Below are 12,744 nucleotides of genomic sequence, written 5' to 3'. Positions count from 1 at the left end.
TGTCCACCCCAAGGGGCGCACTCCACAGAATGCTTCAATTTAACCAGGAAAGGCTCTAAGACGTCGCGCCGCCGAAGCGCGCGCCGAACCAGGACGCGATCTGCCGGTGTTTACGGAGCGCGACGAGCCCGAAGAGGACGATCGTGTCGACGACCATCGCCCGCGCAACCAGCGGCGGAATGCTTTCCGGCGGGATACCGAGGACGTGGCCGTAGACGCGGAAAACCAGGTCGTGCGCCTCGCGCGTCAGCATGAAGATGCCGAAGCTCATGTCGTAATAGGAGAGCGAGTACCAGCCGGTCAGCAGGATTACCGGCCCGCCCCAGAAGATCATCAGCCACTTCATGCGCCTCTCCCCTCGGCCAAGCCGCACAGCAGCGGGAAGATGGCGCGATCGGCCAGAACAAGGGCGATCAGGCCGGCGGCAAGCGTCGATATATCGAGCGCCAGTGCGGCGAAAAACATCATCATGACGATCATCAAGCCAGTTCTCACCGAACCGCTCCGTTCCGAACTTCATTGAACTGGCGTCAGTATCTCTGCCATCGCCGCCCCAGCGCAACGTAAACCATTCATTAAGGTTAATATTCACAAACCAAGCGGGGTTGCGGCCCGCTGCCTGCCGGTTCTAAAAGCTTGGCGGGGGTGCGAGCCGACTTTCTCGCCCTGCCCCAGCCCCTAGCACCTTCGTCTGCATGAGCCGCCATGACCGCCATTTTCGAAAGCATCCTTCCCGTCTTCCTGCTGGTGTTGCTTGGCGTCTGGCTTCGCCGTTCCCGGCTCGTCGACCAGGGGCTCTGGGTGGGGCTCGAGCAGTTCGGCTACTATTTTCTGTTTCCCGCGCTTCTCTTTTCGACGTTGGCGAAGGCGGATTTCACCGGAATGGAGGCCGATGCGACGGCCGTCGCGGCAATCGGCAGCGTCACTCTGATGTCGATCGCTCTCCTGCTGACCTGGCCCCTCCTGCGCGGCAACGGCGTTTCCGGCGCCACGTTCACATCGATCTTCCAGACCGCGACACGCTGGAACGCCTTCATTGCACTTGCCGTGGCCGAAAAGCTCTATGGTGCGATCGGCCTCAGCCTGACGGCGCTGGTGATGACGCTGATCATCATCCCGATCAACTTCTACAACGTCGCCGTGCTCGTCTGGTTCGGCGGTGGCGGCCGCGGCGTCGGCTTCTTCTTCCTGAAGATCGTAACCAATCCGCTGATCATCGCATCGGCGCTCGGTATCCTGTTCAACCTGACAGGCATCGAGCTCTACGAGCCGGTGATGACTGCGATCGACATGCTGGCAACGGCGTCGCTCAGTCTCGGCCTCGTATTGGTCGGCGCCGGCCTAAGAATTGCCGATGCCTTGAAGCCCACTGGCGCCGCGATGCTCGCCGTCGCCCTCAAGCTGATCGTCATGCCGATCTTCATGGTGAGCGCCAGCGCACTGCTCGGCATCAGCGGCGATGCCCTGCTCGTCATCGCGCTCGGCGCCGCGGTGCCGACGGCGATGAACGGCTATCTTCTGGCCAAGCAGATGGGGGGAGATTCGGAACTCTACGCCGCCGTCGCCACGGTGCAGACGGCCGTGTCGTTCTTCACGATACCGCTCGTCCTTTCCGTCACCGGCTACGTGGCCGCCGGATAGAGCAGGTCGAGCACATAGGCGGAATCGAAGCGCGAATCGAGCATGCCGTAGGTCGCGCGCCAGCCGGCGGCCAAGCGCGACTCCAGGAAGGCGTCGGCGATGCGCCCGGCACCCAGTCGATAGAGCTCGGCCGCCGCCGCCGCCAGCGCAAGCTGCTCGACCAGCAGTCGCGCCGCGCCTTCGTCACGCTCGCAGAGCGACATGGCGGCGCGCAGCACGTCGATAGTCTTCGGTCCAGCGGGCCCGAGATCGCGGCTGAAGACGCCGAACAATTGCTCGAAGAGTTCCTTGCGACGTCCGAGCACCCGGAGCACGTCGAGCGCCATGACATTGCCGGAGCCTTCCCAGATCGCGTTGACCGGCGCTTCGCGATAGTGCCGGGCAAGCGCCCGCTCTTCCACGTAACCGTTGCCGCCGAGGCACTCCATCGCTTCGTAGATCAAGGCGGGGGCGATCTTGCAGCACCAGTATTTCGCGACGGGCGTCATGATGCGGGCATAAGCCGCATCGTCGGCACTTCCATGGGCATTGTCGAAGGCTTCGGCGAGGCGGAACGACAGCGCACTTGCCGCGGCGACGTCGAGTGCCATGTCGGCCAGGACACGCGTCATCATCGGCTGGCTGACGAGCGACTTGCCGAAGACGTTGCGGCCACGGGTGTGGTGCACGGCCTCGGCGAGCGAGGCGCGCATCATGCCGGCCGAAGCGAGCGCGCAGTCGAGCCTGGTCAGCGTCACCATATCGAGAATCGTGCGAATGCCGGCATCCGGCGTTCCAAGCAGGAAGCCGAAGGTGTCCGAGAACTCGACCTCCGACGACGCATTGGAACGATTGCCGACCTTGTCCTTGAGACGCTGGAAACGCAGGCCATTGGCGCCGCCGTCCTCGAGCAGCCGCGGCACGAGGAAACATCCGAGCCCCTCGCGGGTCTGCGCCAACATGACGAAGGCGTCGCTCATCGGCGCCGACATGAACCACTTGTGGCCGTTCAGGCGATAGATCCCCTCGCCGACCCGTTCGGCGGTCGAGGTGTTGGCGCGCACATCCGTACCGCCCTGCTTCTCCGTCATGCCCATGCCGATCGTCACCGCGGACTTCTGCATCCAGGGCCGATTCGTCGAGTCATACTTGCGCGACAGGATCTTCGGCGCCCATTCCTTCTGAACGGCCGGCGACGCGGTGATCGCAGCAACGGAAGCGCTGGTCATCGTCAGCGGGCAGAGATGGCCGCATTCGAGTTGTGCGGTCAGATAGAAGCGGATCGCCCTCGCCTTGTGCGAACGGCCGCGCTCGTCCGGGAGGTTCTCCCAGGCCGACGAGTGCAGTCCGGTCGTCATCGACCGGCGCATCAGCGCATGCCAGGCAGGGTGGAACTCGACGACGTCGAGGCGCTCGCCGCGCGGGCCGTGAGTCTTCAGCTTCGGCACACCCTCATTGGCCATGCGCGCCAGTTCCTGCGCCTCCGGCGAGGTCACGTAGCGGCCGAGCGCGTCGAACTCGTCGCGCAGCGTCTTCGGCATGGCCGAGGTGATGTCGACCATCAAGGGGTCGGAACGATAGGCATTGATACCGGACCAGGGCTTTGGCTGGTTCAGTTCGGCGAGTTTCTGTTCGGTCCGGTTCATCTGATTCATAGGCCGGTTCTAGCGCAAGTTTCGCGGGTACGAAACAGGCGCGCGGCAAGAACCGCGGCGTCGGCAAGTTTTCTTCGGAAGGCTCGGCGCGCGGCTTGCCGCGCCACTTGCCGTGCCAAGGGTCACGTTCTATAGAGCGAGCCAAATTCCAGCATGCAAGGGCGGCTCATGATCACTTTCCCGCATCGCCACCTGCTTGGCATCAAGGGGCTGACGGAACAGGACATCACGCTCCTGCTCGATCGGGCCGACGAAGCCGTGAAGATCTCCCGGCAGAGGGAGAAAAAGACCTCGTCGCTGCGCGGACTGACGCAGATCAACCTCTTCTTCGAGGCGTCGACCCGCACGCAATCCTCCTTCGAACTGGCTGGCAAACGGCTCGGCGCCGACGTCATGAACATGTCGGTCGGCAACTCCTCGGTGAAGAAGGGGGAGACGCTGATCGACACGGCGATGACGCTGAATGCGATGCACCCGGACGTGCTCGTCGTGCGCCACGCGTCGGCCGGCGCCGCGGCACTGCTCGCGCAGAAGGTCTCCTGCTCGGTCGTCAACGCCGGCGACGGCCAGCACGAGCATCCGACGCAGGCACTCCTCGACGCGCTGACGATCCGCCGCGCCAAGGGCAAGTTGTCGCGGATCATCGTGGCGATCTGCGGCGACGTCCTGCACTCGCGTGTCGCCCGCTCCAACATTCTGCTTCTCAACCAGATGGGCGCCCGCGTCCGTGTCGTCGCGCCGGCGACCTTGCTCCCCGCCGGCATCGAACAGATGGGTGCCGAGGTCTATCGCTCCATGGCGGAGGGCCTGAAGGATGCCGACGTGGTGATGATGCTGCGCCTCCAGCGCGAGCGCATGGCCGGCTCCTTCGTCCCATCGGTGCGCGAGTATTTCCACTATTACGGGCTCGACGCGGAAAAGCTGAAAGCCGCTAAGGATGATGCGCTCGTCATGCATCCAGGACCGATGAACCGCGGCGTCGAGATCGCCTCGGAGATCGCCGACGGACCGCAAAGCGTCATCGAACAGCAGGTCGAGATGGGCGTCGCGGTGCGCATGGCCGTCATGGAAACACTTCTTCTCTCGCAGGACCAGGGGCCGCGCCCATGACCAGACCGCTCGTTCTTCAGAACCTGCGCATCGTCGATCCGTCGCGGAACCTCGACGAGACGGGCACGATCGTCGTCGGAAACGACGGACGCATCCTTGCAGCAGGAAAGGACGCCCTGAACCAGGGCGCCCCGGCGGGTGCCTTCGTCAAGGATTGCGCTGGCCTCACCGCGGTGCCCGGGCTCGTCGATGCCCGCGTCTTCGTCGGCGAACCGGGCAGCGAGTATCGCGAGACGATCGAGTCGGCCTCGCGGGCGGCAGCAACCGGCGGCGTCACGTCGTTTATCTCGATGCCCGACACCGATCCGGTGATCGACGAGATCGCCCTGGTCGAGTTCGTGCAGAAAACCGCCCGCGACAAGGCGCTCGTCAACGTCTATCCGGCGGCGGCGCTGACCAAAGGGCTGCTCGGGGCGGAAATGAGCGAACTCGGGCTGCTCCGGGATGCGGGGGCTGCCTGCTTCACCAATGGCCGGCAGCCGGTCCACGACTCGCTCGTGCTTCGCCGTGCGATGACCTATGCGCGCGAGTTCGGCGCCGTCGTTGCGCTGGAGACCCGCGACAAATATCTCGGCGCCAACGGCGTCATGAACGAAGGCCTGCTGGCAAGCTGGCTCGGGCTTCCCGGCATTCCGCGCGAGGCCGAGATCATTCCGCTCGAGCGCGATCTTCGCATCGCCGCCCTGACGAAGGCTGCCTATCACGCCGCCGAAATCTCCTTGCCCGAATCGGCGGATGCCGTGCAGGCAGCGCGGGAGCGCGGCGCGAACGTCACTTCCGGCATCTCGATCAACCACTTGACGCTGAACGAGAACGACATCGGCGAATATCGGACCTTCTTCAAGCTGTCGCCGCCGCTGCGCGGCGAAGACGACCGTGTCGCAATGGTCGAGGCGCTTGCCGCGGGCAAGATCGACATCATCGTCTCCTCGCATGACCCGCAGGGCGCCGATACCAAACGCCTGCCCTTCGCGGACGCGGCGGACGGCGCGATCGGCCTGGAAACCCTGGCGGCGGCCGCCCTTCGGCTCTACCACAGCGGTCAGGTGCCGCTGATGCGGCTGATCGATGCGCTGTCGACTCGCCCGGCAGCCATCTTCGGCCTGGAAGCGGGCACGCTGAAGCCCGGCGCCAAGGCGGACATTACCGTCCTCGATCTGGACGAACCCTGGGTCCTCTACGAAAAGGAGCTGGTTTCCCGCTCCAAGAACACGCCATTCGAAAATGCGCGCTTTACCGGCCGGGTCGTGCAAACCTATGTTGGCGGCAAGCTCGTCCATTCATCATGAGCCGACGCATCTAGGCGGGGGAGGAACCGGTGGATCTGTTTTCCTGGCAGTTGGGGCTGCCCGCAACACTTCTGTGCCTTGTCTTCGGCTATCTGCTGGGCTCCATTCCGTTCGGCCTGATCCTAACACGCATGGCGGGGCTCGGCGACGTGCGCAAAATCGGCTCCGGCAATATCGGCGCGACGAACGTGCTGAGAACCGGCAACAAGAAGCTCGCGGCCGCCACCCTGCTGCTCGACGCGCTGAAGGGTACGGCAGCGGCTGCAATCGCCTCTCTCTGGGGCGTTGAAGCCGGCATCGCCGCTGGTCTCGCAGCTTTTCTCGGGCATCTCTTTCCGGTCTGGCTCTCCTTCAAGGGCGGCAAGGGCGTCGCCACCTATATCGGCGTCCTGCTCGGCCTGGCGCCGCTGATGGTGCCCGCTTTCGGAGCGATCTGGCTCGCCACGGCGAAGATCACCCGCTACTCCTCACTGTCGGCACTCGTTGCTACCGCCGTCATGCCGATCGCACTCTATGCAACCGGATATGGGAAAGTCGCCCTGGTCTTCGCCCTGATGACCGTGGTCACCTGGATCAAGCACCGCGCCAACATCCAGCGGCTGCTGAGCGGCACGGAAAGCCGGATCGGAGAGAAGGGATAATGCCGATCGGCGGCGCTCGACGTAACGGAACCGTGCTGACGGAACGGCAGAGGATCGCATGGCTGCGGCTGATCCGCAGCGACAATGTTGGTCCCGCGACCTTCCGTGATCTCGTCAACCACTTCGGCTCCGCAGAGGCGGCGCTCGAGGCGCTGCCGGACCTGTCGCGCCGCGGCGGTGCGGACCGACCGTTCCGCATTGCCTCGATGGCGGACGCGGAGCGCGAGCTCGAGGCGGCCCATCGATTCGGTGCAGTCTTTGTCGGAATCGGCGAAACCGACTACCCGCCGGCGCTGAGAGAGATCGACGGCGCCCCGCCCCTCCTTGCGATGAAGGGTAACCTTCAGGCGGCAAGCCGCCCCTCGCTCGGCGTCGTCGGCTCGCGCAATGCCTCGGTCAGCGGCGCGAAATTCGCCGCGATGATCGCCCGCGACGCTGGTGCCGCCGGCTGCGTCATCAGCTCAGGCCTCGCCCGCGGCATCGACACCGCTGCCCATCGTGCCAGCCTCGGGACCGGCACGATCGCCGCGCTCGCCGGCGGCCTCGACCAACCCTACCCGCCGGAGAATATCGGCCTCCTGCAGGAGATCACCGCGGGCGAAGGATTGGCGATCAGCGAAATGCCCTTCGGCTGGGAGCCGCGCGCCCGCGACTTTCCGCGAAGGAACCGCCTGGTCGCCGGCATCAGCCTCGGCGTCGCCATTGTCGAGGCGGCCAGCCGTTCGGGGTCACTGATCACCGCGCGTTATGCGGCCGATTTCGGCCGGCTGGTGTTTGCCGTACCGGGCTCACCGCTCGATCCGCGCTGTCACGGAACGAACGATCTCCTGAAACAAGGCGCGATCGTCACTACTTCCACGGCCGACGTGATCGAGGGATTGGCGCCTCTGAGCCGCGACGATCTCTTCTCGCGACTGACTGCCCGGGAACCGGCGGTCGAACCAGCGCCTTCAGTGCCGCCGGCAGCGGCGACGCTCGGCGAAGGCGGCCGCGCTCTTGTCGTCGAAGCGCTCGGCCCGACGCCGGTCGAGATCGACGATATCATTCGCCACACCGGACTTGCCGCCTCCGAGGTCCACCTTGTTCTCCTCGAACTCGATCTCGCCGGCCAACTCTGCCGCCACGGGGCCAATCTCGTATCCCTCGCTCCTTCGCAATAGGGGCGGAAATGCAGATGTACGCCGCCTCGCGACACGCGCAGAAATCGAAAAACGAACCACCACGAGTTGCGGTAAATCGAATATTGCGATTTGGTTGCGATCGGTCGCGATGTCGCTATTTTCGTGAAACCCCTTGACCGCGCCCGAATCCCTGTCCATTTCGTGGCCACAACAAAGGCCGCGCAACACCTGCGCCTTGCCAGAAGAGATTGTCTCAGAGAATGACGATGAATGTTGTAGTGGTGGAGTCGCCTTCCAAGGCCAAGACGATCAACAAGTATCTGGGCCCCGGCTACAAGGTGCTTGCTTCGTTCGGCCATGTGCGGGATCTGCCGGCCAAGGATGGATCGGTTCGCCCGGACGAAGACTTCGAAATGTCGTGGGAAGTCGATGGCGCCTCCGCCAAGCGAATGAAGGACATTGCCGACGCCGTGAAGTCGTCGGACGGGTTGTTCCTTGCAACCGACCCGGATCGCGAGGGCGAGGCGATCTCCTGGCATGTGCTCGATCTCCTCAAGAAAAAGAAGGTCATTGGCGACAAGCCGGTCAAGCGCGTCGTCTTCAATGCCATCACCAAGAAGGCCGTGCTCGATGCGATGGCGGATCCGCGCGACATCGACATTTCGCTTGTCGACGCCTATCTCGCCCGCCGCGCGCTCGACTACCTCGTCGGCTTCAACCTTTCGCCGGTCCTGTGGCGCAAGCTGCCGGGCGCCCGATCGGCCGGCCGTGTGCAATCGGTGGCGCTGCGTCTCGTCTGCGATCGCGAGGCCGAGATCGAACGCTTCGTCACGGAAGAATACTGGAATATCGTGGCGTTGCTGAAGACGCCGCGCGGCGACGAATTCGAAGCGCGGCTCGTCTCGGCCGACGGCAAACGGCTGCAGCCGAAGTCGATCGGCAACGGCGAGGACGCCAATCGGCTGAAGGCCCTGCTCGACGGCGCGAGCTATGTGGTCGAAAGCGTCGAGGCAAAGCCCGTCAAGCGGAACCCTGGGCCGCCCTTCACCACCTCGACGCTGCAGCAGGCCGCCTCCTCCAAGCTCGGCTTCTCGGCGTCGCGCACCATGCAGGTGGCGCAGAAGCTCTACGAGGGCGTCGATGTCGGCGGCGAGACGGTCGGCCTCATCACCTATATGCGTACCGACGGCGTGCAGATGGCGCCGGAAGCGATCGAGGCGGCGCGCCTGGCAATCGGCAGCCAGTTCGGCCCCCGCTACCTGCCGGAAAAACCGCGCTTCTATTCGACCAAGGCGAAGAACGCCCAGGAAGCCCACGAAGCGATCCGGCCGACGGACTTCAATCGCACGCCCGATCAGGTGCGCCGCTTCCTCGACGGCGACATGCTGAAGCTCTACGACCTGGTCTGGAAGCGCGGCATCGCCAGCCAGATGGCCTCGGCCGAGATCGAACGGACGACGGCGGAGATCGCCGCCGACAACGCCGGCAAGAAGGCTGGCCTCAGGGCCACCGGCTCCGTCATCCGCTTCGACGGCTTCATCGCCGCCTACACCGACATGAAGGAAGACGGCGAGCAGGCGGACGATGGCGATGAGGGCGGCCGGCTGCCGGAGATCAATGCGCGCGAAAATCTCGCCAAGCAGAAGATCAACGCCACCCAGCACTTCACCGAACCGCCACCGCGCTATTCGGAAGCGACGCTGATCAAGAAAATGGAAGAGCTCGGCATCGGGCGCCCCTCCACCTATGCCGCGACGATCAGCACGCTCGTCGACCGCGACTATGTGGAGATCGACAAGCGCAAGTTGATGCCGCAGGCCAAGGGCCGGCTGGTGACGGCGTTCCTCGAGAGCTTCTTCACCCGCTATGTCGAGTATGATTTCACCGCGTCTCTCGAGGAAAAGCTCGACCAGATCTCGGCCGGCGAACTCAATTGGAAGGACGTGCTGCGCGAGTTCTGGAAGGACTTCTTCTCGCAGATCGAGGACACCAAGGAACTGCGGGTCACCAATGTGCTCGACGCGCTCAACGAGGAATTGGCGCCGCTGGTCTTCCCGAAACGCGAGGACGGCGGCGACCCGCGGACCTGCCAGGTCTGCGGCACCGGCAAGCTCTCGCTGAAGCTCGGCAAATACGGCGCCTTCGTCGGCTGCTCCAACTATCCGGAATGCAACTTCACGCGCCAGCTGTCGTCCGATAGCAATGGCGATGCGGAAGCCGCCGTGTCGAACGAGCCGCAGAGCCTCGGCAAGGACCCGCATACCGACGAGGAAATCACGCTGCGCAGCGGTCGCTTCGGACCCTATGTCCAGCGGGGCGACGGCAAGGATGCCAAGCGCGCGAGCCTGCCGAAGGGCTGGACGCCGGCGACGATCGACCACGAGAAGGCGATCGCCCTGCTGTCGCTGCCGCGCGACATCGGCAAGCACCCGGAAACGGGCAAGATGATTTCGACGGGGATCGGCCGCTACGGACCGTTCGTGCTCCATGACGGCACCTATGCCAATCTGGAATCGGTCGAGGACGTCTTCTCGATCGGCCTCAATCGCGCCGTTTCGGCTCTCGCCGACAAGCAGTCGAAGGGTGCAGGCGGCGGGCGCACCGCGGCTGCCGCCCTCAAGGAACTCGGGGAACACCCCGACGGCGGCGCGATGACTGTGCGCGACGGGCGCTTCGGCCCCTATGTCAACTGGGGCAAGGTGAACGCCACCCTGCCGAAAGGCAAGGATCCGCAGTCCGTGACCGTCGAAGAGGCGCTCGCACTGATCGCCGAACGTGCGGCGAAGGGTGGCGTTTCGAAGGGCAAGGCGACCAGGGGCAGGTCCTCGACCGCGGCAACCAAGAGCACCGCGGCGAAAGCCGAGAAGCCCAAGGCGGCCGCAAAGGCGAAGAGCAAGACGGCCGCAAAGGCCAAGAAGGGCTGACGTTGAGCAGAATTCCGCGCGATCCGACCGAACGGCGCACAAAAAACGCCGGCAAGAAGCAGTTGCGCGCGGCCCAGGCGGCGCCCTCCGTCAAGGAAGCGATCATCCACGGCGCCGTTCCGCCGCGCGACGTGCTCATGCGCTTTATCGCCGAGAACCCGCAGCTGGCCTCGAAGCGCGAGATCGCCAAGGCGTTCGGCCTGAAGGGCGAGGCGCGCGTCGAACTCAAGGCGCTGCTCCGCTCGCTGGAAGAGGACGGCCTGGTCGAGAAGAAGCGAAAGTCGCTTGTTCGCCCCGGCGCCCTGCCGCCCGTCACCGTTCTCGACATCACCATCCGCGATATCGACGGCGAATTGATCGGCCGCCCGGCCGAATGGCTGGACGACGACGGCGTCGCACCGGCGGTCCTCATCCGGCAGTCGGCGGCCGGCAAGGCGAAGGGCAAGGCCCCCGTCGGCGGTCTCGGCGATCGGGTGCTTGCCAAGATCTTCCCCGCCAAGGAGCGCGGCGGTCCGGCCTATACGGCGCGCATCATCAAGATCCTCGACAAGCGCAAGGACGCCGTGCTCGGCGTGTTCCGCTCGACCCCGGGCGGCGGCGGCCGACTGCTGCCGATCGACAAGCGCGGCGAGGAAGTTCTCGTCGACGCGGAATTCACGGGCGATGCCAAGGACGGCGACCTCGTCGAAGTGCATCTCGCCCGGCTCGGCCGCTATGGCTTGCCGCGCGCCCAGGTGCAGACCGTCATCGGTTCCGTCGCCTCCGAAAAGGCGATCTCGATGATTGCCATCCATGCGCATGGCATTCCGCATGTCTTCCCGGAGCGCGTGCTGCAGGAGGCCGATGCGGCAGAGGCCGCCACGATGGCGCATCGCGAGGACTGGCGCTCGCTGCCGCTCGTCACCATCGACCCGGCCGACGCCAAGGACCACGACGACGCCGTCCATGCCGAACCGGATCCCTCCCCCGACAATCCCGGCGGCGTCATCGTGACAGTCGCGATCGCCGACGTCTCCTGGTATATCCGGGCGAAATCGGCTCTCGATCTCGAAGCGTTGAAACGCGGCAATTCGGTCTATTTCCCCGATCGTGTCGTGCCGATGCTGCCCGAGCGCATCTCCAACGATCTCTGCTCGCTGAAGGAAGGTGTCGATCGGCCGGCGCTGGCGGTGCGGATGCGTTTCTCGAAGGAGGGCCGCAAGGCGGGACATACGTTCCACCGCATCATGATGCGCAGCGCCGCCAAGCTTTCCTATCAACAGGCCCAGGCCGCCATCGACGGATCACCGGACGACAAGACCGGGCCGATCCTGGAACCGATCCTGAAGCCGCTGTGGGAGGGCTACCGCATCCTCAGCCGCGGCCGGGAGCGGCGCCAGCCGCTCGAACTCGACATGCCCGAGCGCAAGATCATCCTGAAGCCGGACGGAACCGTCGACCGGGTTTTCGTGCCGGAACGCCTCGACGCCCACAAGCTGATCGAGGAAATGATGATCCAGGCCAACGTCGCCGCGGCGGAGACCTTGGAGCAGAAACGGCAGGTTCTGATCTATCGCGTCCATGACCAGCCGTCGCTCGCCAAGCAGGAAACCCTGCGCGAGTTCCTGGCGACGCTCGACATCTCGCTCGCCAAGGGCGGTGCCATGCGTGCCAACCACTTCAACGGCGTTCTCGCCCGGGCCGACGGCAAGCCTTTTGAGACGATGGTCAACGAGATGGTGCTCAGGTCGCAAAGCCAGGCGATCTACAATCCGGAAAACATCGGCCATTTTGGTCTCAACCTGATGCGCTATGCCCACTTCACCTCGCCGATCCGGCGCTACGCGGACCTGGTGGTGCATCGGGCGCTAGTCAGCGCGCTCGGCCTTGGCGAGGGCGGCTTGACGCCGCAGGAAGAGGGCGTGCTCGACGATATCGCCGCGGAAATCTCCACCTTCGAGCGACGCGCCATGGCCGCCGAGCGCGATACGGTCGACCGGCTGATCGCCCATCACTTGAGCGGACGTGTCGGCGAGGAGTTCGACGGGCGCGTCTCGGGCGTGATCAAGGCGGGACTCTTTGTCACCCTCCCCGCCTATGGCGCCGACGGGTTCATCCCTATATCTACGCTCGGACGCGATTACTTCATCTATGATGAGGCGCATCAGGCCCTGTCCGGCGAAAAAACCGGACTTGGCTATCGTCTCGGCGATCCGGTGCGCGTCAAGCTCGCCGAGGCCGTGCCGCTCGCCGGTGCGCTCCGCTTCGAGATGCTGAGCGAAGGGCGAAAGATGCCGACGGCAATGCGCTCCTTCCACAAGGCCGGCCGGCGCGATCGGGTGAACGCGGGCAAACGGCCGGGAACGCGGCCGCCGCGCGGCAGGAGCTGATCACCAACGGCCGGC

General features: G+C 64.9%; 10 protein-coding genes. 7 read left to right on the top strand and 3 right to left on the bottom strand.

Annotation, left to right across the window (positions count from 1 at the left end; all coding sequences use genetic code 11):
• Positions 1-55 precede the first annotated feature (55 nt).
• Complete coding sequence (locus N181_RS32985; protein WP_014328026.1) at positions 56-346, bottom strand: DUF6105 family protein; 291 nt, start codon at positions 344-346, stop codon at positions 56-58.
• Complete coding sequence (locus tag N181_RS32980) at positions 343-495, bottom strand: hypothetical protein (RefSeq protein WP_014328025.1); 153 nt, start codon at positions 493-495, stop codon at positions 343-345. Before N181_RS32980 ends, N181_RS32985 begins: the two co-directional genes overlap by 4 nt.
• A gap of 210 nt (positions 496-705) precedes the next feature.
• Here N181_RS32980 and N181_RS07915 point away from each other — a divergent pair, with 210 nt between their 5' ends.
• The gene (locus tag N181_RS07915; RefSeq protein WP_037399484.1) at positions 706-1,641 is read left to right on the top strand and encodes an AEC family transporter; all 936 of its coding nucleotides are present in this window, start codon (positions 706-708) and stop codon (positions 1,639-1,641) included.
• Here N181_RS07915 and N181_RS07910 read toward each other — a convergent pair.
• On the bottom strand, positions 1,623-3,275 hold the full coding sequence (locus tag N181_RS07910) for an acyl-CoA dehydrogenase family protein (RefSeq protein ID WP_014328023.1): 1,653 nt from the start codon (positions 3,273-3,275) through the stop codon (positions 1,623-1,625). The two genes, N181_RS07915 and N181_RS07910, sit on opposite strands and share 19 nt — an antisense overlap.
• 168 nt (positions 3,276-3,443) lie before the next feature.
• Between N181_RS07910 and N181_RS07905 the strand changes: the two genes are divergently transcribed.
• The 6 genes from N181_RS07905 to rnr all read left to right on the top strand — a co-directional run bounded on the left by N181_RS07905 (position 3,444) and on the right by rnr (position 12,729).
• Positions 3,444-4,385, top strand: coding sequence for an aspartate carbamoyltransferase catalytic subunit (locus tag N181_RS07905; protein WP_014328022.1), 942 nt, complete (start codon positions 3,444-3,446; stop codon positions 4,383-4,385).
• Positions 4,382-5,674, top strand: a complete 1,293-nt coding sequence (locus N181_RS07900) for a dihydroorotase (RefSeq protein ID WP_014328021.1) — start codon at positions 4,382-4,384, stop codon at positions 5,672-5,674. Before N181_RS07905 ends, N181_RS07900 begins: the two co-directional genes overlap by 4 nt.
• 29 nt (positions 5,675-5,703) lie before the next feature.
• On the top strand, positions 5,704-6,315 hold the full coding sequence (gene plsY, locus N181_RS07895; RefSeq protein WP_014328020.1) for a glycerol-3-phosphate 1-O-acyltransferase PlsY: 612 nt from the start codon (positions 5,704-5,706) through the stop codon (positions 6,313-6,315).
• Positions 6,315-7,475 (top strand): DNA-processing protein DprA, encoded by a 1,161-nt coding sequence (gene dprA, locus N181_RS07890; protein ID WP_014328019.1) that lies wholly within the window; start codon positions 6,315-6,317, stop codon positions 7,473-7,475. The genes plsY and dprA overlap by 1 nt, the downstream gene beginning before the upstream one ends.
• A 227-nt stretch (positions 7,476-7,702) precedes the next feature.
• Positions 7,703-10,360 (top strand): type I DNA topoisomerase, encoded by a 2,658-nt coding sequence (gene topA, locus N181_RS07885; RefSeq protein WP_037399481.1) that lies wholly within the window; start codon positions 7,703-7,705, stop codon positions 10,358-10,360.
• Positions 10,361-10,362: 2 nt separating this feature from the next.
• Positions 10,363-12,729 (top strand): ribonuclease R, encoded by a 2,367-nt coding sequence (gene rnr / locus N181_RS07880; RefSeq protein ID WP_037399477.1) that lies wholly within the window; start codon positions 10,363-10,365, stop codon positions 12,727-12,729.
• Positions 12,730-12,744 lie beyond the last annotated feature (15 nt).

The sequence above is a fragment of the Sinorhizobium fredii USDA 205 genome (assembly GCF_001461695.1).
GTDB lineage: Bacteria > Pseudomonadota > Alphaproteobacteria > Rhizobiales > Rhizobiaceae > Sinorhizobium > Sinorhizobium fredii.
The sequence above is the reverse complement of the archived record's forward strand: the minus strand, read 5'-3'. Positions and strand labels throughout refer to the sequence as shown.

Excerpts from the sequence above, each read along its gene's own strand:
- N181_RS07905 (WP_014328022.1), top strand. The coding sequence starts at position 3,444 with ATGATCACTTTCCCGCATCGCCACCTGCTTGGCATCAAGGGGCTGACG.
- N181_RS32985 (WP_014328026.1), bottom strand. The coding sequence starts at position 346 with ATGAAGTGGCTGATGATCTTCTGGGGCGGGCCGGTAATCCTGCTGACC.
- N181_RS07915 (WP_037399484.1), top strand. The coding sequence starts at position 706 with ATGACCGCCATTTTCGAAAGCATCCTTCCCGTCTTCCTGCTGGTGTTG.
- topA (WP_037399481.1), top strand. The coding sequence starts at position 7,703 with ATGAATGTTGTAGTGGTGGAGTCGCCTTCCAAGGCCAAGACGATCAAC.
- N181_RS07910 (WP_014328023.1), bottom strand. The coding sequence starts at position 3,275 with ATGAATCAGATGAACCGGACCGAACAGAAACTCGCCGAACTGAACCAG.
- N181_RS07900 (WP_014328021.1), top strand. The coding sequence starts at position 4,382 with ATGACCAGACCGCTCGTTCTTCAGAACCTGCGCATCGTCGATCCGTCG.
- dprA (WP_014328019.1), top strand. The coding sequence starts at position 6,315 with ATGCCGATCGGCGGCGCTCGACGTAACGGAACCGTGCTGACGGAACGG.